Annotated in this window: 19 protein-coding genes; 14 read left to right on the top strand and 5 right to left on the bottom strand. The window is 51.9% G+C overall.

Annotated features, from left to right (window positions below; all coding sequences use genetic code 11):
• Positions 1 to 144: 144 nt before the first annotated feature.
• The 5 genes from topA (at position 145) to ACWI0H_RS12630 (ending at position 5,020) form a co-directional block, all read left to right on the top strand.
• Positions 145 to 2,772, top strand: a complete 2,628-nt coding sequence (topA, locus tag ACWI0H_RS12650; RefSeq protein WP_485873598.1) for a type I DNA topoisomerase — start codon at positions 145 to 147, stop codon at positions 2,770 to 2,772.
• Positions 2,769 to 3,230: a DUF6586 family protein gene (locus ACWI0H_RS12645; protein WP_339881700.1), complete on the top strand. Its 462-nt coding sequence runs from the start codon at positions 2,769 to 2,771 to the stop codon at positions 3,228 to 3,230. The genes topA and ACWI0H_RS12645 overlap by 4 nt, the downstream gene beginning before the upstream one ends.
• Positions 3,231 to 3,282: 52 nt before the next feature.
• Positions 3,283 to 3,747, top strand: coding sequence for a ferritin family protein (locus ACWI0H_RS12640; protein ID WP_008956600.1), 465 nt, complete (start codon positions 3,283 to 3,285; stop codon positions 3,745 to 3,747).
• Positions 3,748 to 3,901: 154 nt separating this feature from the next.
• Positions 3,902 to 4,531, top strand: a complete 630-nt coding sequence (locus tag ACWI0H_RS12635) for a L,D-transpeptidase family protein (protein WP_336274540.1) — start codon at positions 3,902 to 3,904, stop codon at positions 4,529 to 4,531.
• A 225-nt stretch (positions 4,532 to 4,756) separates the two neighbouring features.
• On the top strand, positions 4,757 to 5,020 hold the full coding sequence (locus ACWI0H_RS12630) for an Lpp/OprI family alanine-zipper lipoprotein (RefSeq protein WP_008956598.1): 264 nt from the start codon (positions 4,757 to 4,759) through the stop codon (positions 5,018 to 5,020).
• Between the two features lie 154 nt (positions 5,021 to 5,174).
• On the opposite strand, the gene ACWI0H_RS12625 is transcribed toward ACWI0H_RS12630, so the two are convergent.
• Together ACWI0H_RS12625 and mfd are read right to left on the bottom strand one after the other, a co-directional pair.
• Positions 5,175 to 6,359 (bottom strand): L,D-transpeptidase family protein, encoded by a 1,185-nt coding sequence (locus ACWI0H_RS12625; RefSeq protein ID WP_485873597.1) that lies wholly within the window; start codon positions 6,357 to 6,359, stop codon positions 5,175 to 5,177.
• Positions 6,360 to 6,468: 109 nt separating this feature from the next.
• Positions 6,469 to 9,918: a transcription-repair coupling factor gene (gene mfd / locus ACWI0H_RS12620; protein ID WP_485873596.1), complete on the bottom strand. Its 3,450-nt coding sequence runs from the start codon at positions 9,916 to 9,918 to the stop codon at positions 6,469 to 6,471.
• A 261-nt stretch (positions 9,919 to 10,179) separates the two neighbouring features.
• Between mfd and ACWI0H_RS12615 the strand changes: the two genes are divergently transcribed.
• From ACWI0H_RS12615 to sthA, 9 genes are all read left to right on the top strand, one after another.
• On the top strand, positions 10,180 to 11,634 hold the full coding sequence (locus tag ACWI0H_RS12615; RefSeq protein ID WP_035586224.1) for a glyceraldehyde-3-phosphate dehydrogenase: 1,455 nt from the start codon (positions 10,180 to 10,182) through the stop codon (positions 11,632 to 11,634).
• A 320-nt stretch (positions 11,635 to 11,954) separates the two neighbouring features.
• Positions 11,955 to 13,304 (top strand): Na(+)-translocating NADH-quinone reductase subunit A, encoded by a 1,350-nt coding sequence (locus ACWI0H_RS12610; RefSeq protein WP_485873595.1) that lies wholly within the window; start codon positions 11,955 to 11,957, stop codon positions 13,302 to 13,304.
• Entirely contained in the window at positions 13,304 to 14,530 is a 1,227-nt protein-coding gene (locus ACWI0H_RS12605) for an NADH:ubiquinone reductase (Na(+)-transporting) subunit B (protein ID WP_485873594.1), read from the top strand. Before ACWI0H_RS12610 ends, ACWI0H_RS12605 begins: the two co-directional genes overlap by 1 nt.
• Positions 14,530 to 15,351 (top strand): Na(+)-translocating NADH-quinone reductase subunit C, encoded by an 822-nt coding sequence (locus tag ACWI0H_RS12600; protein ID WP_485873593.1) that lies wholly within the window; start codon positions 14,530 to 14,532, stop codon positions 15,349 to 15,351. Before ACWI0H_RS12605 ends, ACWI0H_RS12600 begins: the two co-directional genes overlap by 1 nt.
• 2 nt (positions 15,352 to 15,353) lie before the next feature.
• Entirely contained in the window at positions 15,354 to 16,022 is a 669-nt protein-coding gene (locus ACWI0H_RS12595; protein ID WP_336274546.1) for an NADH:ubiquinone reductase (Na(+)-transporting) subunit D, read from the top strand.
• 1 nt (position 16,023) lies between these two features.
• Positions 16,024 to 16,641: an NADH:ubiquinone reductase (Na(+)-transporting) subunit E gene (gene nqrE, locus ACWI0H_RS12590; protein ID WP_240719763.1), complete on the top strand. Its 618-nt coding sequence runs from the start codon at positions 16,024 to 16,026 to the stop codon at positions 16,639 to 16,641.
• 72 nt (positions 16,642 to 16,713) lie between these two features.
• A complete protein-coding gene (gene nqrF, locus ACWI0H_RS12585) occupies positions 16,714 to 17,946 on the top strand; it encodes an NADH:ubiquinone reductase (Na(+)-transporting) subunit F (protein WP_176303677.1) in 1,233 nt (410 codons plus the stop codon).
• 265 nt (positions 17,947 to 18,211) lie between these two features.
• On the top strand, positions 18,212 to 18,466 hold the full coding sequence (gene nqrM, locus ACWI0H_RS12580; RefSeq protein WP_008956588.1) for a (Na+)-NQR maturation NqrM: 255 nt from the start codon (positions 18,212 to 18,214) through the stop codon (positions 18,464 to 18,466).
• A gap of 191 nt (positions 18,467 to 18,657) precedes the next feature.
• Positions 18,658 to 20,049, top strand: a complete 1,392-nt coding sequence (sthA, locus tag ACWI0H_RS12575; RefSeq protein ID WP_485873592.1) for a Si-specific NAD(P)(+) transhydrogenase — start codon at positions 18,658 to 18,660, stop codon at positions 20,047 to 20,049.
• A 38-nt stretch (positions 20,050 to 20,087) separates the two neighbouring features.
• Here the strand turns inward: sthA and ACWI0H_RS12570 are convergent, their stop codons facing one another.
• From ACWI0H_RS12570 to ACWI0H_RS12560, 3 genes are all read right to left on the bottom strand, one after another.
• On the bottom strand, positions 20,088 to 21,287 hold the full coding sequence (locus ACWI0H_RS12570) for a GGDEF domain-containing protein (RefSeq protein ID WP_485873591.1): 1,200 nt from the start codon (positions 21,285 to 21,287) through the stop codon (positions 20,088 to 20,090).
• Positions 21,288 to 21,576: 289 nt separating this feature from the next.
• On the bottom strand, positions 21,577 to 22,527 hold the full coding sequence (locus ACWI0H_RS12565; protein WP_336274549.1) for a PA2778 family cysteine peptidase: 951 nt from the start codon (positions 22,525 to 22,527) through the stop codon (positions 21,577 to 21,579).
• A gap of 10 nt (positions 22,528 to 22,537) precedes the next feature.
• Positions 22,538 to 22,942, bottom strand: coding sequence for a PA2779 family protein (locus tag ACWI0H_RS12560; protein WP_008956584.1), 405 nt, complete (start codon positions 22,940 to 22,942; stop codon positions 22,538 to 22,540).
• Positions 22,943 to 22,955: the final 13 nt, after the last annotated feature.

The raw sequence follows: 22,955 nt of genomic DNA, 5'->3' as shown, positions 1-22,955 counted from the left end.
CTACTGGCGCTTAGCCAAGGGCTGGGGTAGGGTAGGCGCATTTTTTCATCCGTATCTTTGTTAATGGGCTGTTTCATCCCGGCGATACGGCACCGAATTTAGAGCACGTGCTAGACAGTCCGTGCATTAGGAAAGTGGAGCACTATGGGCAAGTCACTGGTCATCGTCGAGTCGCCGGCTAAAGCGAAGACGATTAACAAATATCTCGGCAACGATTTCATCGTGAAGTCGAGCGTGGGTCACATTCGTGACCTGCCGACCAGCGGCTCAGGTAAGGCAGCCTCCGATCCTAAGGAGCGCGCACGCCAGGCCGCAGCGACACGCAAGATGTCGGCGGAAGAGAAGGTGGAATATAAGAAGCGTAAAAGCCAAGATCAGCTGATTCGGCGGATGGGGATTGACCCCAACAATGGCTGGGAAGCGCGCTATGAGGTGCTGCCAGGCAAAGAGAAAGTGGTGGCTGAGCTGAAAAAATTGGCTGAGAAAGCCGACGCTGTCTATCTCGCAACGGATTTGGACCGCGAAGGGGAGGCCATTGCCTGGCACCTGCGTGAGACTATCGGTGGAGACGACAGCCGCTATAAGCGCGTGGTGTTTAATGAAATCACCAAAAATGCCATACAGGACGCGTTCAAAGCGCCGGGCGCGCTAAATATTCCCCGGGTGGAAGCACAGCAAGCTAGGCGTTTCCTGGATCGCGTGGTGGGCTTTATGCTTTCGCCTTTGCTGTGGGCGAAAGTGGCGCGTGGGCTGTCGGCTGGCCGGGTACAGTCCGTCGCGGTGCGTCTAATTGTTGAACGCGAGCGCGAAATTCGTGCCTTTATTCCTGAAGAGTTTTGGGATGTGCACGCGGATTTGGCCTCTCCCGAGGGTGAGCTGGTGCGTTTTGCCCTGGTTCGTCAGGATGGCAAAGCCTTTAAGCCCACCTCTGAAAAAGACACCCTGGCGCGTATTGAGCAGCTTAGAAAAGCCAAGCTCGCGATTACTTCGCGGGAAGATAAGCCCACCAGCTCCAAGCCGACAGCGCCCTTTATTACCTCTACGCTACAGCAGGCCGCGAGTGGCCGGTTAGGGTTTTCTGTTAAGAAGACCATGACCATGGCCCAGCGTCTGTATGAGGCGGGCTATATCACCTATATGCGTACTGACTCCACCAATCTTTCAAAAGATGCAGTGGAAGGCGTGCGCAGTTATATCGGCGAAGAGTTTGGCGAGCGCTATCTGCCTGAAGCGCCTAATCGTTACAGTAGTAAAGAGAGTGCTCAAGAAGCCCACGAGGCGATTCGCCCCTCCAGCGTTGAACGCAAAGCATCAGACCTGTCCGGTATGGAGCGCGATGCAGAGCGCCTTTACGAGCTGATCTGGCGCCAGTTTGTAGCTTGCCAGATGACACCCGCTGAGTACCTGTCCAGTACGCTTAGCGTCGAGGTTGATGGGTATGAGCTGCGTGCCAAAGGACGCGTGCTTAAATTTGATGGCTATACACGGGTGATGAAGCCAAGCGGTAAAAATGAAGATCAGAGCCTGCCTGACTTGCCTAAAGGCACGCCGATGGCGTTGGAAGCGCTTGATCCTCAGCAGCACTTTACCAAGCCTGCACCGCGTTACACCGAAGCAAGCCTGGTGAAAGAGCTCGAGAAGCAGGGGATTGGTCGTCCTTCTACCTATGCATCGATTATCTCCACGATTCAGGATCGCGGCTATGTGAAGCTTGAAAACCGCCGCTTTTATGCCGAGAAGCTTGGCGATATCGTTACCGAGCGGCTGAAAGAGTCCTTCCCTGATTTGATGGATTTCTCATTCACTGCGCGCATGGAAGATAGCCTTGATGAAGTCGCCGAAGGCGAGCGTAACTGGCAGGCTTTGCTAGATGCTTTCTACGGTGAGTTTCGTGAAGAGTTAGCCAAGGCGGAGAGCGAAGATGGTATGCGGCCCAATCAGCCGGTGCCCACCAATATTGACTGCCCGAAATGTGGCCGCCATATGCAAATTCGCACCGCTTCCACAGGCGTGTTCCTGGGCTGTAGCGGCTACAATTTGCCGCCAAAAGAGCGCTGCAAGACCACCATCGACCTGATTCCAGGTGAAGAAGCAGTAGCGGAAGATGCGGGTGAAGAGGCTGAAACGAATGCACTGCGTGCTAAGCGTCGCTGCAGCAAGTGTGGCACGGCGATGGACAACTACCTGATTGATGAAACGCGCAAATTGCATATTTGTGGCAACAGCCCTGATTGTGATGGGTATGAGGTGGAAAGCGGTAAATTCAAGATTAAAGGCTATGACGGCCCTGTGATCGAGTGCGATAAGTGTGGCGCTGAGATGCAGTTGAAATCAGGTCGCTTTGGTAAGTATTTTGGCTGCACCAATAGCGAGTGTAAAAACACCCGTAAGCTATTGAAAAGCGGCGAAGTGGCGCCGCCAAAAATGGATCCGATTCCGATGCCGGAACTTGAATGTCAAAAAGTGGACGACCATTACGTGCTGCGTGACGGCGCAAGCGGTCTCTTTTTGGCGGCGAGTAAATTTCCTAAAAATCGCGAAACGCGGCCACCGCTGGTGAAAGAGCTAAAAGCGCATGCCGAAGAGTTGCCTGAGAAGTACCATTTTATTCTCAAAGCACCTAGTGAAGACCCCGATGGTCGTCCCGCTCAAATCCGTTATTCGCGTAAGACGAAAGAGCAGTTTGTAATGACTGACGAAGAGGGCAAAGCCACCGGCTGGAAGGCCATGTTTGAGGCTGGTAAATGGCACGTGGAGGATAAGCGCAAGTGAATGCACGCTCGCGAACCAATCAGTTACTCTACCAAGCGGAGCTGTTAGCCATTATGCCAGCGGGGGAGGGTGAACATGCCCCTTCGCGGCAGATGGCGCTGGAGGAGAGCGCGTTGGCGCTCTTTGAGCTGGCGTTAGAGTCGCTTCTACGTGAAGTTACTGAGCACGCGCGCTTGCCAGAGCATCGCTGGCGTGTATTGTTATCTCAGCAAGGCCCGGCTTTGGCAGAGCTACAGCGTCTGCGCGACTTAAACGCTCAGCCGGAAAGTTGGTTGAATTGGCTGACAGGTCAGCTTGAACGCCTGCATAGCGATGAAGGGGCTGCGCGGCGTACTACTCATAATCCCGCTATGATTAAGGTGGATAGTCAAGCGAGTTTGCCTCAGCAATTGCTGGATAATCTTCAGGCGGCAAAGCGCGAAATAGCTGCTCTGCGTGAAACCAGCCTGGAGTGGTAAAAGGCTCGATTTTATCCGCTGGTCAAGTAAGCACCACGAAAAGGAGATCATGATGCGCTATAACCAAGTTAAAGATTTAGTCGAATGGGCGGCAGGTTTTCACGCGCGCATGGCGCGACAATACAGCGAGGCTGCTGATAAAGCCGACAATGAACGCTTAAAAATGGGATTAGATTACCTCGCCAGCCGTGAATTGAAGATGAAAACGGGTCTAGAAGACTTGTTCCATGACGGTACGGATCATTCTGAGGTGCTGGAGACGTGGTTCGATGAATCGAGCGAATTCCCTGAGCCACCTGAGCTGGATCGAATTGCGGAGCAAACCGTTACAGGCTCCATAGAAGATGCCATGAAAACAGCCACCACCGCCCATGAGCGTTTGCAGGCGTTGTACAAGCATCGTGCCGCACGCTCGAGAATTGAACCCGAAGCAGAATTCTTTGATTCGCTAGCTGAAGGGCATAATTCTGAAATACGTCACATGATGGCGAGTATGGAAGAGTTGCAGGGCGTTTAATGAGTATGTGCCACTGGCGAGCACATCATCGCTTCGGGACGACCCAAAGCGGTACTATGACGAAATTACTTACGGCGGATGTGGGAATAAGGTATAACAGCCACCCTATGCGTTTAGTTGGTCCACCACAGGCTAATATGTTTCGAGAGCTGCCATGTTTTTAATCAATCGCCGTCGGTTTTTAGCTATGGCGCTGAGCTTGCCAGCGGTTGCTAGCGCTGCTGTCACTGCACCTAGTCAGGCTGCTCCCTCTGACCTTATCGAAACAATGCTTACGCGCGCCCATGTGCCGCGCCATAGCAATGAGCTGTGGGTACTGATTGATGATCAAGAGGCCACGCTCAGTGTGTTCCGTGGTAATGAGCTTTTAGAGCGCTATGCGCCCATATCCTTAGGGCGTGCAGGGGCGAAGACTCAGCGCGTTCGTGGCGATAACGTGACTCCTAAGGGTGAGTTTCGTATCAATCGTTTTAATTACGAAAGCCAGTGGCGTACGTTCATGGGGATTGATTTCCCAACGCCAGCCCATGCACGCATGGCGCTTGAAAAAGGGATTTATTCCCAAACCGATTATGAAGATTACTTCGATTTCTACCGACGTAACGGCCATCCGCCACAAAATACAGCGCTAGGTGGTGCGATTGGGATTCATGGCTTGGGTAGTGCAGACCCCGATATTCATGGTCGCTATCATTGGACTCAAGGGTGTGTTGCCGTTACCAACGAGCAAATTGATCGCTTGGCAGAACTAGTGGGTGTTGGCACCCGTGTAGTGATCCGTTAAGCTATTGCCGTTGAAGGAAGTTCGAGGTTTTTAAAAAGTGGCTATAGACAACCGCTGTAGTCTATTATAAAACAGCGTTTGACTTGCGTGCTTCGCAGCACAAGTCACTGTAAAGAACCTGCACCGCAGGTAGACAAATTTAAGCTAAGCACATTTTTAATGTGCGTAACCTTACCTTTGTCATACCCTTAATGTAGTACCCAAGGACGACTCAAGGAGAACACTATGACTCTGAAAACTACTCTGAAGATGACTGCTGCTGCTGCTTCTCTGGCAATTCTTGCTGGTTGTGCTTCTACCGGCGCGCTGGAAGAAGTTCGCATGACTGCAGAATCTGCACAGGCTGACGCTGCAGAAGCACGCAGCATGGCTTCACAAGCTATGAACACTGCAAACCAAGCCCAGCGCGATGCGCAGGCTGCTCTGCAGATGTCTGAGCAGAACCGTGAAGAAATGAACCGCATGTTCCAGCGTTCCATGCAGAAGTAATTCTGCTTGGAGCTGCTGGGGAGCCACTAGGCTCTCTCAGCGGTTGCTGTATGCAAGTCGTAGTTGGTAAAGATGTTAGGTAAGTAGTTTTTGCCGCTAGCTACGCAAAAAACCCCGCCTCGGCGGGGTTTTTTGTTACTGCCGTATCCGTGTATTAGGTTTCTTCTTCGCCACTAGCTGCAGCGCTGAGCTCAACTTCGTTAATCAGCTTAACAGGTTCGGGCTCTGGCTCAGGTGCTGGCGCTTGTGGGCCATGCAGGGCAATAAAGCGGCCATCGGGGGCTTCAACGGCCCGCTGTATCTGTTCAGCATCTATTTCAATGTCGTTGTCAGTTAGCTCAGTGACGCGCTCTACGGCATTTAGCAGAGGTTCAAAGCCTTCCACGTTCTCTTCCAACTGCGGAAACGACTGTACAAACAGCGTGCCGTCGGAAGCCCAGCCTGCTTTAAATGGCGCATCCATTAAATTAACCTGTGTACCGCTCGGTAAGCGCTCGTAAAGCGATTTGATATCCTCAGGGTACATGCGGATACAGCCGCGGCTAACGCGCATACCGACGCCGTCAGGGCGGTTGGTGCCGTGTATTAGATAGCTCGGCATGGCGAGTAGAATTGCATGCTCGCCCAGTGGGTTGTCAGGACCTGGTGGCACCACGGAAGGCGCTGGTTCACCACGTTCAGCTGCTTCACGACGCATGGAGGAGGGGGGCGCCCAGGCAGGGTCTTTAACTTTAACGGTGGTGCGGGTAATGCCCACTGGCGTTGCGAACTCTTCACGCCCTACGCTGACCGGGTACGTTTCAACGATGCCGGGCTTGTCAGCAGGGTAGTAGTAGAGACGTAGCTCTGAAAGGTTAACCACCACCCCTTCGCGTGGGGCAGGCGGCAAAATGTACTGAGCGGGGATCACTACCTCGGTACCCACGCCAGGCACCCATAAGCTGACATCTGGGTTGGCCATGCGAATTTCTTCATAGCCAATGTTATGGCGACGGGCGATATCAATCAGTGTCTGCTTGGGGTCTTCGACCACAACTGTGTAGCTCTCACCGATAACGTCACCGCTTTCGGGTAGGCGGAAGTGACCACGAGGCAGTTCATCTTGGTCAGCAACCTGAGCGGCGCTGTCGACAGCGTCTATGCTGATTTCCTGTGGCTGCTGCTCTTGATTTTGCTGCTCCTGCTCCTGCTCCTGCTCCTGCTCTTGAGCTAGCTCTTGGGGTTGGCTGTCGGCCTGCTCAGCAGCTGATTGCGCAAAAGCAGGGCTCGCCAAGCTCGCGGCTAATAGCACTGCCAAGCTGGTGGGGCCCCAGAGGGTAAAGGTGTCGCGAATGTTCATGATCATTCCTAATATGTTAATTCACTGCTGATGCGCGTCGTTGGGCCACTGATGTTAGTCCACGAGGTGGGTTAACTAGGCATGGCTACTGGTAAGTTTGCCCCAAGCGTCACGCCGCCGCTACTTTTTGATTAAGCGTACTAAGTAGGTTTTCAAGCTGTTGAAAGCGTTTGTCGACGCTTTCCATTGATAATTCAAATCGTAAGGTGTCAGAGCCATCTAAACGATAGTGCTTTGGTGACGTCTGAATGAGGGTCACCAGGGTTAAGGGATCCACCTGGGTGCTGCTATCAAACAGTACTCTACCGCGGCTCTCGCCAGCCTCGATTTTGCTGATTCCCAGTTGCTCGGCACGGTGGCGCAGCTTGGTCTGGCGAATCAGGTTTTTCAACGGATTGGGCAGCAAGCCAAATCGGTCAATTAGCTCAACCTGTAACTCTTTAAGTTCGCTATCGCTCTGGGTGTTGGCAATCCGCTTGTACATCACCAGGCGCTGCTGAACATCGTGAATATAATCACTTGGAATCAGCGCGGGCAGGTTGAGGTTGATTTCCACGCCGGTATTGAAGGGTGCATCAATATTGGGTGTTTTACCCGCACGAATGGCCTTCACTGCTCGGTCAAGCATCTCCATATAAAGTGTATAGCCAATGGTTTCCATCTGGCCGCTCTGTTCATCACCCAGTAGCTCGCCTGCTCCGCGAATCTCCATGTCGTGGCTGGCCAGGGTGAAACCAGCACCTAGATCGTCCGAAGCGCTAATGGCTTCCAGGCGTTTGATGGCATCACGGGTCATCGCTTTAGGGGGCGGTGTCAGCAGGTAAGCATAGGCCTGGTGGTGGCTACGGCCAACACGGCCCCGCAACTGGTGAAGCTGTGCCAAGCCAAATTTATCGGCGCGTTCGATAATAATAGTATTGGCGCTAGGCACATCAATACCGGTTTCAATAATGGTCGAGCACACCAGCACGTTAAAACGGCGATGATAGAAATCCGACATGATGCGTTCGAGGCTGCGCTCAGGTAGTTGGCCGTGGGCAACCGCTACCCGCGCTTCAGGAATCAGCTCACGGATTTTTTCAGCACTGTTTTCGATGGTTTTGACTTCGTTATGCAGCACATACACCTGCCCGCCACGCAGTATCTCGCGCAGTAGGGCTTCTTTAATGATACTGGCATCGTGCTGCTGAACAAACGTTTTGACCGACAGGCGCCGTGCGGGCGGGGTGGCGATAATCGACAAATCGCGGATGCCACTCATTGCCATGTTTAGCGTACGCGGAATAGGCGTCGCGGTTAGTGTCAAAATATCGACTTCTGCGCGTAGCGTTTTGAGCTTCTCTTTCTGTGCTACGCCAAAGCGGTGCTCCTCATCAATGATGAGGAGTCCCATTTTGGGGAGCTCAACGCTTTTTGAGAGAAGTTTATGGGTGCCAATCACGATATCGGTTTGGCCGTTTTTAACACTCTCTAATGTTTGGGTAACCTCTTTGCCACTGGTGAAGCGCGATATCAAGCCGATATTGACGGCGGTGTCGGCAAAGCGGTCGCGGAAATTTTCGAAGTGCTGACGCGCCAGTAGCGTGGTAGGCACCAGGACCACTACTTGGCGACCTGATTGCACGGCGATAAACGCCGCGCGCATGGCCACTTCGGTTTTGCCGAAGCCTACGTCACCACATACCACGCGATCCATGGGCTGCGGTGACGTCATGTCGCTAATCACCGCTTCAATGGCTGCGTGCTGGTCGGGAGTCTCCTCGAATGGGAAGTTGCTCGCAAAGCGAACATACTCATCGCCTGGCGATTCGTAGACCACGCCCTGTTGAGCTTCCCTGCGAGCGTAAACATCCAAAAGTTCCGCGGCGGTATCACGAATCTTCTCGGCGGCTTTGCGGCGGGCTTTTTCCCACTGATCGGAACCCAGCTTATGTAGCGGTGCTAATTCGTCACCGGCACCGCTGTAGCGGGAGATCATATGCAGGCTGTCGACCGGCACATAAAGTTTGGCGCCATCGGCGTAGGAAAGCGCCAAAAACTCATTTGCCTGACCACCGGCCTCCAATGTTTCCAGCCCTATGTAGCGGCCAACGCCATGAGCCTGATGAACCACCGGTGCGCCTTCGTGTAGTTCTGACAGATGGCGGACCGCAAGCTCGTTATCATCGGTAGCTTTTTCACGCCGCCTGCTCTGGCGTACCACATCGCCAAATAGCTCTGTCTCGCTGATCACTGCAATGCTTGGGTTGTTCAGCCACAGGCCGCTGTCCACCAAACCTTCGGTAATGGCATAGGTGTGATCGCTGGCTAGGAAGTCGTGAAAGCTATCGGTATGTGGGAGCGAAAGCTTAAGCGGGGCCAATATCTCTTCCAGCGCTTCTCGGCGGCCCCGTGATTCCGCTACAAACAGCACCCGGGTTTCGGCGTGAGACTTCAAAAACGCCGTAAGCTCGCCAAGTGGCTGCTTAGCGCGGGCATTAATCGACAGCGTAGGCAATGGGGTTGCTTCAGGTATATGCGCATGGCGTTGCTCGCTGTCTTCAGTTAGCTCTATGCGCGGGCGTGCTTTTATAGCCGAAAAAACATCACTGACCGGGAAAAACGCCCGGTGAGGTGGTAGCAGTGGCCGTGTAGGATCAACACCCAAGTTAACGTAGCGTGCATCAATAGACTGCCAGTGCTGTTCGGCCGCATTAAGCACACCAGGCAGTAGGGCGACCCGGGTGTCGTCGGTTAGGTGCTCAAACAGCGAAGCGGTCTGCTCAAAAAACAGCGGCAGATAGTGCTCAAGCCCCGGGGAGGGAATGCCCTTTAATGCATCGTTATAAAGCGGGCACTGGCGCGGGTCGACATCAAAGAGGGTTTCAAACTGCTCACGAAAGCAGGCGATGGCGCTACGGCTTAGCGAGTACTCGTGGGCGGGCAGCAACTCTAGCGACTCAAGTTTATCGGTTGAGCGCTGACTGCCGGGGTCAAAGTGACGCAGTGTGTCGATCTCATCGTCAAACAGGTCGATGCGAATCGGTTCGTCCATGCCCATCGCAAAGAGGTCGATCAACGCGCCACGCATGGCGTATTCGCCGGGTTCATACACCGTTTCCACGGCGCGATAGCCCGCTCGCGAAAGCGATTCCCGGAACGTTTCGCGATTCAAACGCTCACCGGTTTTGAGCGTCATTACCCGCCCGGCGATGTACTCAACCGGCGGTAAGCGCTGCATCAGCGTATTGATCGGCACCAATACAATGCCGCGCACGCCATCTTGGAGCTGGCGCAGGGTACGTAGCCTCGCTGAGACAATGTCCTGGTGGGGCGAAAAGCTATCGTAGGGCAGCGTTTCCCAATCAGGGAAGGGTAATACGGGGACATCGCTATAAAAGTAAAGATCTTGTTCCAGGCGCTGCGCACTGGCCGTATTGGGGGTAATCACCAATAGCGGGGCGTGCTTGGCCACGCGTGAAAGAGCCAGAGCAGTCGCGCTGCCCGGTGGCGATGACCAGTAGAGCGTATCGCGAGTCCCTTGAGGCTGGGGCGGTTCGAGCAGAGAGAAAGTCGGCATAAGCAAGATATCGTTTTGCGCTGAAACGGAAAACAGATCATACACGATCACCCGTTTCAGTTAGAGTGCCGCGGCTTTAGGTAGCGGGTTAATCTGTTATGAAAGTAGTTTTGTAGTGAGATTGGCGTTTCTGTAATACCCCTACATGTTGTGCGACTATCCTTTCATTGCGACGACTGCGCTTGCCCCGGATAATAAACCGAATTATTAGTTTACGACCCCGTTTCCACTTCCTGTTTCCACTACCTGATGAGGCCGCCCGTGAGTCAGCAAGCGCTCGAAAACGTTTTTCAAGAATGGCAAGGCAACGAAGCCTTGGCGGAGCAGATGATCCCATTGGTAGGGCAGCTCTATCGTCAGAATAATGTTGTTGCCACCATGTTCGGACGCTCGCTCATCAAACGGTCAGTCATCCGTATTCTCAAAGACCACCGCTTTGTACGCAAACTGGAGGGAACTGAGCTCTCCGTTGAAGATACCTATCCGATTCTTAAAAGCATGGTTGAGTTAAACCTTGGCCCTGCGCATGTCGATGTGGGCAAGTTGGGGGTAATGTTTAAGCGCCAGGGCGGGGGCGATGTGGAAGCCTTTCTGCGCAAAGAACTGCACGAAATTATTGATGGTTATCAGCCAGGTGCCAGCACCGGTGAGCCACAAGATGTGGTGCTTTATGGTTTTGGCCGTATTGGTCGGTTATTGGCTCGGGTGATGGTTGAAAAAGCCGGTGGCGGCAACCTGCTACGCCTACGGGCTATTGTTGTACGTGGCCGTGGCGATGTGGCAAAGGACCTTGAAAAACGTGCCAGCCTGCTGCGCCGCGATTCCGTACACGGGCCGTTTGATGGCACCATCATGGTTGATGCAGAAGCGCGCACGCTAACCGTAAATGGCAATGTCATTCAGGTTATCTATGCCGATTCACCGAGTGAGATCGACTACACCACCTACGACATCAACAATGCCGTTATCGTTGATAATACCGGTATTTGGCGTGATGAAGAGGGCTTGGGCCAGCACTTGAAGTGCAAAGGTGCTGCCAAAGCGCTGCTGACCGCGCCGGGTAAAGGCGATATCAAAAATATTGTTTACGGTATTAATCACGAATCGATTGGCGATAACGATCTTATTGTTTCAGCTGCATCATGTACCACCAACGCGATCGTGCCGGTATTGAAGGTGCTTAACGATGAGTATGGTGTGGTAAACGGTCACGTTGAGACCGTGCATGCTTACACTAATGACCAAAACCTGATCGATAACTACCACAAAGGCGACCGTCGTGGCCGCAGCGCGGCGTTGAACATGGTGTTAACCGAGACGGGCGCGGCTAAAGCTGTCTCCAAAGCACTGCCTGAGCTTGAGGGTAAGCTAACCGGTAACGCAATTCGCGTGCCGATCCCCAATGTTTCCATGGCCATTCTTAACCTGACACTGGACAAAACGACTGATGCGGCTGCGCTAAACGACTACTTGCGTCGCATGTCGATTGATTCTGCTTATCAAAAGCAAATTGACTTCGTTGACTCGGCAGAAGTGGTCTCGTCGGACTTTGTAGGCAATCGTCATGCTGGCATTGTTGACGCCAAAGCGACTATCGCCAACGGTCATCATGCGGTTGTCTATATGTGGTACGACAACGAATTTGGCTATAGCTGCCAAGTCGTGCGTATTTTACAACAGATGTCTAATGTGCGGTTCTTAAAGCTGCCGCGCTAAATAGCTAAATAATAATATTGCTAAATTAGCTTCTCTGCGGGGGCTATCAAGCGAAATAATGATGCAGCGCCACCTTCGGGTGGCGTTTTTTTGTCTCTATGCCTTCCGTTTGCCAATGTATATAGCACTTTTGGAGATCATCAGGGATGTGGTCATTGGACGCGCTTATCTTTATAATACGATGGATTTTTCGGGGTGGTTCAAGTGCTGCTTGGGCCGGACTGGTAACAATCTGAGCAGAAAATAACAATTCGCTGAGCAGAAAATAAGCATTCGAACCCCATACCTTCGTATATCCGATCCAACAACTGGGCGAGACTATGATCGAAGTCAAAAAAGGCCTGGATCTCCCCATCGCGGGAGCGCCCGAGCAGCGTATTGAAGATGCGCGGCCTGTGCGCCACGTGGCAATCCTGGGTACCGACTACGTTGGCATGAAGCCGACGATGGAAGTTCAGGAAGGGGATAAGGTCAAACTAGGCCAATTGCTCTTCACCGACAAGAAAATTGATGGTGTGCGCTATACAGCGCCCGCTGCTGGTGAAGTGCTTGCAATAAACCGTGGCGAAAAACGTCGTTTACTATCTGTTGTGATCAAAGTCGACGAGACTGAGGAGGCGATTGAATTCGCTGCTCATGACCGTAATGCCTTAACGCAGCTTGAACGCCAGGTCGTTGTTGACCAACTGGTGGAGTCGGGACTCTGGACGGCGCTACGCACGCGTCCTTTCTCGCGTACACCGGCAATCGATAGCACTCCGGCCGATATTTTTGTAACAGCCGTAGATACCCATCCTTTAAGCCCTGATCCTGCACTGATCATTAATGAGCAGCCGCAAGCATTTGAAGATGGCCTCAAGGTGTTAGCGCGCCTGACCGAGGGCAACGTCTTTCTTTGTACAGGGGAAAACGCCTCTATTCCGGGCGGTGAGGTGGAAGGCGTCAAAACCGAAAGCTTTGCCGGGCCGCACCCAGCCGGGCTAGTGGGTACCCATATTCATTACCTTTCTCCCGTCGCTCTGCACAAACAGGTGTGGCACATCGGCTATCAGGACGTTATCGCGTTCGGTAAGCTCTTTGTAGAAGGGAAACTGGATATGAGCCGCGTGGTTGCCATTGGTGGCCCGCGTGCTGAAAACCCTCGCTTGGTACGTACCCGTATCGGCGCTAGCACGGATGAACTCCTGGCAGAAGAAGTCATCAAACCCGATGACACCCGTGTCATTTCTGGTTCTGTATTTTCTGGCTTTACCGCGGAAGGCAAACTTACCTATCTGGGACGCTTTAGCAATCAGTTTAGTCTGATTGAAGAAGGTAATAAGCGCATCTTACTTGGGTGGCTATCACTGGGCGCAGATCGACATTCTGTCCTGGGGATCTATCTTTCCAGAATTAAAGGCTTGCGTAACTACGCACCCACCACATCAACCAATGGTTCAGAGCGCGCGATGGTGCCCGTTGGCTCATATGAAACGGTGATGCCGCTGGATATCATGCCAACTCAGTTACTGCGTTCGCTGATCGTGGGCGACATTGAGGTTGCCATGCAGCTTGGGTGTTTGGAGCTGGACGAAGAGGATCTGGCGCTGTGTACGTACGTTTGCCCCGGCAAATACGAATATGGCCCCATCCTGCGTGACAATCTCACCATGATCGAGAAAGAGGCCTGATGATGGGTATTCAACAAACACTCCAAAATATCGAGCCGCATTTCCACAAAGGCGGAAAGTACGAAAAGTTCTATCCGCTCTTTGAAGCGGTAGATACCATTTTTTATTCACCGCCAAGCGTTGCTAAAACCACCGCCCACGTGCGTGACGGTATCGACCTTAAACGCATCATGATTACCGTGTGGCTGTGTACCTTCCCAGCAATGTTCTTTGGTATGTGGAACGCGGGTTGGCAAGCAAACACGGCTATCGATGCAGGCTACGCATCAATGGGTGGCTGGCGCGAAGCAATTATGATGACATTGGCGTCAGGTCATGATGCCAGCAGCTTATGGGCTAACTTTGTCCTCGGCGCGACTTACTTCTTGCCAATCTACTTAGTCACCTTTGTGGTGGGTGGTTTCTGGGAAGTGTTGTTTGCCATCAAGCGTGGTCACGAAGTTAACGAAGGGTTCTTCGTTACCTCAGTGCTATTCGCATTGATACTGCCCGCGACCATTCCGTTGTGGCAAGTTGCGCTGGGTATCACCTTTGGTGTGGTAATCGGTAAAGAGATATTCGGTGGTACGGGTAAGAACTTCTTGAACCCCGCGCTGACAGGCCGTGCATTTCTTTATTTTGCCTACCCCGCACAGATTTCCGGTGACGCTGTATGGGTTGCCGCTGACGGTTACACCGGTGCTACTGCGCTCTCGCTGGCGTTCCAAGATGGTATGACCGCGTTAACGGATACTTTCAGCTGGTGGGACGCCTTTCTTGGCTTTGTCCCCGGTTCTGTGGGTGAGGTGTCGACGCTGGCGATCTTTATTGGTGCTGCAGTGCTGCTGTGGACGCGGATTGCCTCGTGGCGAATCATGCTTGGCGTATTTTTGGGTATGGTCGTTACCAGCACGCTGTTTAACCTAATGGGCTCTGACTCCAATCCGATGTTTGCCATGCCGTGGTACTGGCATCTGGTGATCGGTGGCTTCGCGTTCGGCATGGTATTCATGGCGACTGACCCGGTGTCAGCATCGATGACCAACCAAGGTCGTTTGATATTTGGTGCGCTGATTGGTGTGATGACCGTTTTAATTCGCGTTGTGAACCCGGCTTTCCCAGAGGGCATCATGTTGGCTATCTTATTTGCTAACCTGTTTGCACCGCTGATTGACCATTTCTTCGTCCAGGCCAACATCAAGCGTCGCGTTAAGCGTACCGGCGTACCGGCCGAGGAGACTGCCTAATGGCACAAGGTAACAACTCCATCAAGAAAGTCCTGATTGTGGCGTTTGCACTCTGTATCGTGTGCTCCGTCATTGTCTCGACTGCGGCGGTCGCACTGCGACCCGCCCAACAGCTCAATCAGGAGCTTGATCGTAAAACCAATATCTTGAACGTCGCCAAGCTGTATGAGCCTGGCATGGACGTTGAAGAGGTGTTTAGCGAAGAGATCACCGCTCGGGTCGTTGACCTGGATACCGGTGAGTATTCTGATGAGTTTGACCCTGATACCTACGATAGCTTTGAAGCTGCTCGTGACCCGGCTTCGGGTCGCACGCTTTCTGGCGATCAGGATATCGCTGGTCTATCGCGTGTCGAAAACTACGCCACCGTTTATTTGATTGGTGGTGAAGACGACCCGGAACAGATCGTGCTACCTATTCGTGGCCAAGGGCTATGGGGCCTAATGCGTGGCTTCCTGGCAGTAGAGGGTGATGGCAATACGATCGTCAGTATCACCTACTATGAGCACAGTGAAACGCCAGGCCTGGGTGCTGAAGTAAACAATCCTCGCTGGCAGGCTCAGTGGGAAGGTAAAAAGATTTACGATGAAGAGGGCGACCTCTCACCGGAGATCCACCTGACCAAGGGCGGTGCTAGCGGCGAATACGAAGTAGACGCACTATCTGGTGCTACGCTAACCAGTAACGGCGTAACTAACATGCTGCAGTTCTGGTTAAGCGAAGAAGCTTTCGGTCCCTATTTGGCTAAATTCCGCAGTGGTACTGAGCCGGAAGACGCCGAAGAGACTGATACCAACTTCGAAGACGTTGAGGGGGCCTGATCATGGCGGACGTAAATGCAAAGGGCGTTTTAACCGCGCCGATTTTCCAGAATAACCCTATTGCGCTGCAAATTCTGGGGATCTGTTCGGCACTTGCGGTAACCACCAGTATGAGCGTATCGCTCGTTATGGCGCTGGCGGTTATTTTCGTAACGGCATTCTCAAACCTGTTCGTATCGTTGATCAGGAACCACATTCCTTCCTCGATTCGTATCATCGTTCAGATGACCATCATTGCCTCGCTGGTAATCGTGGTAGACCAGATTTTGAAAGCGTATGCCTATGAGATGTCTAAGCAGCTTTCCGTATTCGTTGGCTTGATCATTACTAACTGTATCGTCATGGGGCGTGCAGAGGGTTTTGCGATGTCCAACACGCCGGGAATGTCATTTTTAGACGGTGTTGGTAACGGCCTTGGGTATGGTTTTGTGCTTATGGTGGTTGGCTTCTTCCGTGAGTTGCTGGGTGCAGGCAGCATTTTTGGTATCACTATCCTTCAGACCGTTCAGAATGGTGGTTGGTACGTTCCCAATGGCTTGTTGCTATTACCTCCTTCAGCGTTCTTCATTATCGGCTTACTGATCTGGGTGATGCGTGCAGTCAACCCAGAACAGGTGGAAGATAATGAGTTCAAAATGAAGGAAAACACCAAACCCAAGGAGGCCGTGTAACATGGAACATTATCTGAGTCTTTTTGTTGCTTCGGTGTTTGTTGAAAACATGGCGCTGGCCTTCTTTTTGGGGATGTGTACTTTCTTGGCAGTGTCCAAAAAAGTCTCCTCAGCGATTGGCCTGGGTATCGCGGTAATTGTTGTATTAACCGTCACGGTGCCGGTGAACAACCTAGTGTTCACCTACTTGCTACAAGAAGGTGCGCTAACGTGGACCGGTATCAGCGGTGCTGAAAACATTGATCTGTCTTTCCTTGGGCTGCTCTCTTACATCGGTGTTATTGCTGCGTTAGTACAAATCATGGAGATGTTCCTTGATAAGTACGTGCCATCGCTCTACAACGCGCTGGGTGTATTCCTGCCGTTGATTACCGTTAACTGTGCCATCCTTGGTGGTGTACTGTTCATGGTAGAGCGTAGCTATAACTTTGGTGAAGCCGTGGTCTATGGCTTTGGCGCGGGCACCGGTTGGGCGCTGGCTATTGCCGCGCTGGCGGGTATCCGTGAAAAACTGAAATACAGCGATGTGCCGGGTGGCCTCCAAGGGCTGGGCATTACTTTCATCACCGTGGGGCTAATGTCGTTGGGCTTTATGTCCTTCTCGGGCATTCAGCTTTAATCGGAGCCGGTTTTTCTCCAGCGGTGTCAGACACCGCTGGATAATAGAAACCTCCAGCAATAGGAAACCGACATGGTTGATACAACAGTCATCTTGCTCGGTGTTGTCATGTTCACGGTCATCGTTATTAGCTTAACGGCGATCATTCTGGCAGCGCGCAGCAAGCTTGTGAGTAGCGGGGACGTGACCATTGAGGTCAATGGCGACCCCGAACACACTTTGAAAACCCAAGCTGGTGGCAAGCTGCTTAATACACTTGCTGCTAACGGTATTTTTCTCTCTTCCGCCTGTGGTGGCGGTGGTTCTTGTGCTCAGTGTAAGTGCCGTGTAGAAGAGGGCGGTGGCTCTATTCTGCCGACGGAAGAGTCGCACTTCACCATGCGTGAGAAGAAAGAGGGCTGGCGCCTCTCTTGTCAGGTACCTGTAAAGCAGGACATGAAAGTTGAAGTGCCTGAAGAAGTGTTTGGGGTGAAAAAGTGGGAATGTGAAGTTATTGCCAACCCCAACGTTGCCACCTTTATCAAAGAGCTGAACCTGAAACTACCCGAGGGAGAAGAAGTTGCCTTCCGCGCCGGTGGTTACGTACAGCTTGTGGCACCGCCGTACGACATCAAGTTCTCTGACTTCGATATTGAAGAAGAGTACCGTGGTGATTGGGAAAAATTTGATATGTTCAAAATTTCCCATAAGAACAACGAGGAAGTGATTCGCGCATACTCCATGGCGAACTACCCGGATGAGAAGGGTATCCTCAAGTTCAACATTCGTATTGCGACGCCGCCTCCTGGCACTAACCATCCGCCCGGCCTGATGTCTACCTACGTCTTCAATCTTAAAGAAGGTGACAAGGTGACCGTGATGGGGCCGTTTGGTGAGTTCTTTGCTCGCGATACTGACGCCGAAATGATCTTTATCGGTGGTGGTGCGGGTATGGCGCCAATGCGTAGTCATATCTTTGATCAGTTGAAGCGCTTGAAGTCTAAGCGCAAGATTACCTTCTGGTACGGTGCGCGCTCTTGGCGTGAGACCTTCTATAATGAAGAGTATGACCAGTTAGCCGAAGAGTTCCCGAACTTCGAGTGGCACTTGGCGCTTTCTGATCCACAGCCGGAAGATAACTGGGAAGGGCCGACAGGCTTTATTCATAACGTGCTGTACGAAAACTATCTGAAGGACCATCCGGCACCTGAAGATTGCGAGTACTACATGTGTGGTCCGCCGATGATGAACGCCTCGGTCATTAAGCTGTTGCTTGATATGGGCGTTGAGCCAGAAAATATCCTATTGGATGATTTCGGTGGCTAATCAATCGTCATAATCGCAATGGTTATGAAGAAAGATTACTGCGGTAACAATGAGCGGGGCTGGCCTTTTGGTCAGCCCCGTTTGTGTTACTGATAGGTATTGTTAATGAGAAGTGCGCCGCGCTGATAACAACAGCCCACTGAGGTACAATAGGCTTAACAAACAAAGATTGTGAGGCACTAATCGGCCTGAATGCTGTAGATAGAGGTGATGGCCGGTTAGGTCAATAATAGAAAGCTAAGCAGTGACATGCTGGGAGGTTGTTATGGCGATTTGGTTACTGGTATTCGGCTTTATGGCACTGATTATGGGTGTCATGGCCGTGGGTGTCATCATGGGTCGTAAACCTATTGCAGGTTCATGCGGTGGTTTGAATCAAATAGGCATGAAAGACGGCTGTGATATTTGTGGCGGTAAAGACGAAGTGTGCGAAGAAGAGAACCGCAAGCGTGGCAGCGAGCGGCGCCGTAGTGACGAAAGTCGCGGCGCTGACCTAGGCTATGACGCCACCCGTCGTTAATAAGCCATATAAATAACGAAGAGGCGCATGTTCATGTGAACTGCGCCTTCTTAACGTTTATGCCACAAGTGCCTGTTTGTCTTGGACTTTCTGCCTTGGGCCGTTTGCCTGGGACTATCAGCCTTGGACCGTTTGTCGGCGATCGTTTGACGAGAATGGGTTAACCCGAATAGGAAGGAGACGCAGAGAGTATGGCGGTTCACAATTACGATGTCGTGGTAATCGGTACAGGGCCTGCGGGTGAAAGCGCGGCCATTAACGCTGCCAAGCATGGCAAACGCGTAGCGATTATTGAAAAGCAGGCTCAAGTAGGCGGTAACTGTACTCACTGGGGCACCATTCCCTCCAAAGCATTACGTCATCAAGTCAAACAGATCATGGCGTTCAATACTAACCGTATGTTCCGCGATATCGGTGAGCCGCGCTGGTTCTCCTTTCCGAAAGTAATGGAACGTTCACGTGGCACCATCGACAAGCAGGTAGAGATGCGCACGACATTTTATGCGCGTAACCGGATTGATCTCTTCCACGGCGTTGCCCGCTTTAAAGATGAACATACGCTGATAGTTCATGACCGCCAAGAAGGCATGGAAGAGCTGGTGGCCAAAAAAATCGTCATTGCTACCGGTTCACGCCCTTATCGCCCGGCGGACATTAACTTCCGGCATCCGCGTATTTACTGCTCCGACACCATTTTGAGCCTTTCGCATACGCCACGCACCCTAGTGATTTTCGGGGCAGGGGTGATTGGCTGTGAGTACGCGTCAATCTTTTCTGGGTTAGGCGTCAAGGTTGATTTAATCAATAACCGTGACAGCCTACTGTCATTCCTGGACGATGAAATCAGCGATGCGCTCTCCTATCACCTGCGTAAGCACGGTGTATTGGTTCGCCATAATGAAGAGTATGAGAGTGTTGAGGGCGATGAAGCAGGTGTCGTCGTGCGCCTCAAGTCAGGCAAGAAAATTCGCGCTGATGCATTTTTGTGGGCCAATGGGCGGACAGGCAATACCGATAGTCTGGGGCTCGAAAACATTGGCTTGAAGGCCAATGGCCGGGGTCAGCTCAGTGTTGATGAGCACTACCGCACCGAGGTTCCCCATATTTATGCAGCAGGCGACGTGATCGGTTGGCCAAGTCTGGCGAGTGCCGCCTACGATCAAGGCCTTAATTCATGCAACGAGCTGCTCGATAAAGAGTATCGCTTTGTTAGCGATGTACCCACCGGAATTTATACCATCCCTGAGATCAGCTCGTTTGGCCCCAACGAGCGTGAGTTGACCGAAGCAAAAGTGCCCTACGAAGTTGGCAAAGCTTTCTTCAAAGATACTGCACGTGCGCAGATTACCGGTGATACCGTGGGGATGCTTAAAATACTTTTCCACCAGGACACCCTGGAAATACTCGGGATTCACTGTTTTGGTGATCAGGCGTCTGAGATTCTGCATATCGGCCAAGCGATCATGCAACAGAAGGGCGACGCCAATACGCTAAAGTATTTCGTTAACACTACTTTCAATTATCCCACCATGGCAGAAGCGTATCGGGTGGCCGCTCAAAATGGCTTGAATCGTGTTTTTTAACCTCAGCTTTCATTGCTTTCTAGTTAAGTAATACGCTTTTAGCTGATGAGAGAATGGATATAGTTTTTTGCTTTTTCAGCGTTTTCTGAAGCCTTGGCGATGGGTGGTAACAAGCTTTCAACACGGTTGCGACCCAGCGACTTGGCTTGGTAGAGCGCTTTATCGGCAAATGAATATAGCTGCTCAAACGTAAGCGAGCCGCCATAACCCGTCGTTACACCAATGCTAATGGTCGGGTTGGCATGTAAATTTAGGTCACCCAGCTCGCTAGCTTCAATTTCTCGGCGCAGCCGATCCGCCACCTGCAGTGCATCATGGGTGGATGTATTGGGCATTAACAAACAAAATTCTTCGCCACCAATTCTCGCTAATGTATCGGATGGGCGGCTTAGTTGACGCAGTTTTTTGCTGACCTGGCGTAGCACCTCATCGCCAGTAGGATGCCCATAGGTGTCGTTTATTTGCTTGAAGTGATCGAGGTCTAACAACAGCAGGCTAAGCGGCGTTTTATCACGCTGCGCTTGAGTCAGCACTGCGAAGGCTACATTGACCAAATGGCGCCGGTTATACAGCCCAGTTAATTCATCGGTGAGCATTAACTGATGCATTACGTTGCGCTGACGGTGCAGGCGGATAACTGCCATGCTAAGCGTGATCGCCGCGCCGATTATGACTACCAGTAGCACATTGATAGCGATTGAGAGCCGCTGCATCACCAAGCTTTGTTGCGAAGACATTGTGTAGACTTCTTCCAATAGTTTGTCATAAAGCCATGCCAAGGAACCGCCAACTTTCATTGCTCCACGCTGCAACGGTTCAATAAGCTCTGGATGCTGATGGACTTCACGGGCCTGCTGGTTCAGGTCAGAAAGACGGTTATCAAGCTCGCTAAAATGATTAATAAGGTAGTTAACGTTAGAAGTGAGAAAGCGATCACGCTCAATATTGGTCTGTATGTTATTTAAATGCTGCTTGGAAGTTGCAATAAAGTGATCAATGTATTCAATATGTTTGTTGTTAGGCTGATGACTACTTCCTTCTTCCAGCGCTTCACGTAATTGTGGTGCCGCTTGCTGGGCCAGCATAATATCACTCACCAGTTTGGTGTAGTTGGCACTGGCTTTTTGACAAGCGCTGTATACGTAGCTGCCCATGACTGCCGACAAGGTGCAGAAAATGACGGCGAAAAGGAATGCCAAACATCCGCGAGGCTGGCGCAAATGATGAAGAATCGTCATGACGCAATCAACGAGCTGTTAGTGATGACGTCTCTCTTTGCAAAATGTCGCAAACGAGCCAGCTCGTATAGTAAATATACACAACCATTAACAGAGCACTTACGTTTCAAAGGACAGTTCTGCATGGCACCTCTCCCGTCAATGGTTAGGTAGTCCAATGAACAACTTGAAGGCTTATCCTTATGTAACTTAAGCACTCACTCGCAAGGTATGCTATCCAACAACTTTACTAATCGCAGGATCATACTTGTGCTCGTTATTATTAGTAAATTTTATAGGTCTTTGATATTTATTGTGTATTCATGCTTTCTATGGCTAAGCGGGCTTTTTCCTGCCAGCTACCCGTCAGCGAGGCGGCCTGTTCCAACGCTTTTCGAGCAGCGACGGGTTCTTCTTGCTGAAGCAGTAAAAGGCCTAGATTTAGCCAGGCAGCGCCCATTTTTTCATCAAGCTTCGTTGCTCGTTCAAAGGCGTTGCGAGCTTTCTCTGGTTGTTGGTCAGCGTACAGCGCGTTGCCTAGCGCAAATTGTCCGATAGCATTGGTAGGGTGGTGCTCGTTAAACGTTTGCCAGCTTGATAATGCAGCCTGGGGGCCGTTCGTTTCTTCGTAGGCACTGATGGCTTCAAGGGCATTACGGGCAGTGATACCCGCAGGTAGCGTGCCGGGCTCGGCAACGACAAATCCCCAGCGTTCAGTGCGCGCCCAGGTGGCGTCGAAACGGCTAAACGACATCGTATGGCGTTCAATTTCGCCACTGCGCAGAATAAGCGTTTCACTAGGCAGGTCGTAGCCAATGGCCACCGCGTAGTGCCACATCGGGTAGATAGGGAGTGATAAGTTTTGCATCACCACCACCGGATCGCCTGCTGCCAGATGGCCTAACAGCGCATCCATGGTGCCGCGAATGGGATAAGCGAGTTGATCATAGCGTCGCACAGTCGCCAGCATTTCTGGCTGTACGCTGCCGTCGCGCTCAGGCAAGAACACCTGGGGGATGAGCTGCTCAACGTCTGTTTCGACATCCTGATGGTTGAGAACCATCGCCAGCGTGGCAGGGCCGCACTGAAACTCCGTTTGGGCGTAAAACGGTACGCTGGTGATTTCTGCATGGGGCGGAAGCGCTTGATAGGTACTTTGTAGCAGTGCCGGGTTTCGTGCGCAGCCGCTCAGCAGTAGCAACATAATAAAAACGCCCGCGAAGCGGGCGTTAGAAAGCATATTAGTAGACTTAGTGGTCATCAGCTGCCTATCAACGCGTAAACGGATAAACGTCGGTCAGGCCGAGAATATCGGTAATCAACAGAATGATAAAGACGGCAAAGAGGGCACCGATAACGCCACCACCGGCACCGGCAGGCATCATCTCGAGCTGGTCAGCCATTTGCTTTGCTTCAGAATCGCTTAAGGCAGCAACGCGGGCATCTACTTCGTTCAGGTCAACACCCTGTTTTAGCAGTTGATCCTGCACATCGGCGCGGGCCAGGACCTCGTTAATACGCTCACGGTCAGCGCCAGCACGATCAGCTGACAAAACAGATTGGGTAGAGACTAAATCAATGGATTGAGGCGCAGTGGGAGCTGCTGCAACGGGCAGGCTGGTAATAACAAGCGCCGCAATCAGGAGGGTGGAGAGGTATGCACGCAATGTTTTCATCGTCTTCTTCCTT

This window comes from Halomonas sp. NYA30 (assembly GCF_976980765.1).
Note: the sequence above shows the minus strand (reverse complement) of the source record. Positions and strands in the feature narration are given on the sequence as shown.

Excerpts from the sequence above, each read along its gene's own strand:
- topA (WP_485873598.1), top strand. The coding sequence starts at position 145 with ATGGGCAAGTCACTGGTCATCGTCGAGTCGCCGGCTAAAGCGAAGACG.
- ACWI0H_RS12640 (WP_008956600.1), top strand. The coding sequence starts at position 3,283 with ATGCGCTATAACCAAGTTAAAGATTTAGTCGAATGGGCGGCAGGTTTT.
- ACWI0H_RS12635 (WP_336274540.1), top strand. The coding sequence starts at position 3,902 with ATGTTTTTAATCAATCGCCGTCGGTTTTTAGCTATGGCGCTGAGCTTG.
- ACWI0H_RS12630 (WP_008956598.1), top strand. The coding sequence starts at position 4,757 with ATGACTCTGAAAACTACTCTGAAGATGACTGCTGCTGCTGCTTCTCTG.
- ACWI0H_RS12625 (WP_485873597.1), bottom strand. The coding sequence starts at position 6,359 with ATGAACATTCGCGACACCTTTACCCTCTGGGGCCCCACCAGCTTGGCA.
- mfd (WP_485873596.1), bottom strand. The coding sequence starts at position 9,918 with ATGCCGACTTTCTCTCTGCTCGAACCGCCCCAGCCTCAAGGGACTCGC.
- ACWI0H_RS12610 (WP_485873595.1), top strand. The coding sequence starts at position 11,955 with ATGATCGAAGTCAAAAAAGGCCTGGATCTCCCCATCGCGGGAGCGCCC.
- ACWI0H_RS12605 (WP_485873594.1), top strand. The coding sequence starts at position 13,304 with ATGATGGGTATTCAACAAACACTCCAAAATATCGAGCCGCATTTCCAC.
- ACWI0H_RS12600 (WP_485873593.1), top strand. The coding sequence starts at position 14,530 with ATGGCACAAGGTAACAACTCCATCAAGAAAGTCCTGATTGTGGCGTTT.
- ACWI0H_RS12595 (WP_336274546.1), top strand. The coding sequence starts at position 15,354 with ATGGCGGACGTAAATGCAAAGGGCGTTTTAACCGCGCCGATTTTCCAG.
- nqrE (WP_240719763.1), top strand. The coding sequence starts at position 16,024 with ATGGAACATTATCTGAGTCTTTTTGTTGCTTCGGTGTTTGTTGAAAAC.
- nqrF (WP_176303677.1), top strand. The coding sequence starts at position 16,714 with ATGGTTGATACAACAGTCATCTTGCTCGGTGTTGTCATGTTCACGGTC.
- nqrM (WP_008956588.1), top strand. The coding sequence starts at position 18,212 with ATGGCGATTTGGTTACTGGTATTCGGCTTTATGGCACTGATTATGGGT.
- sthA (WP_485873592.1), top strand. The coding sequence starts at position 18,658 with ATGGCGGTTCACAATTACGATGTCGTGGTAATCGGTACAGGGCCTGCG.
- ACWI0H_RS12570 (WP_485873591.1), bottom strand. The coding sequence starts at position 21,287 with ATGACGATTCTTCATCATTTGCGCCAGCCTCGCGGATGTTTGGCATTC.
- ACWI0H_RS12565 (WP_336274549.1), bottom strand. The coding sequence starts at position 22,527 with ATGACCACTAAGTCTACTAATATGCTTTCTAACGCCCGCTTCGCGGGC.
- ACWI0H_RS12560 (WP_008956584.1), bottom strand. The coding sequence starts at position 22,942 with ATGAAAACATTGCGTGCATACCTCTCCACCCTCCTGATTGCGGCGCTT.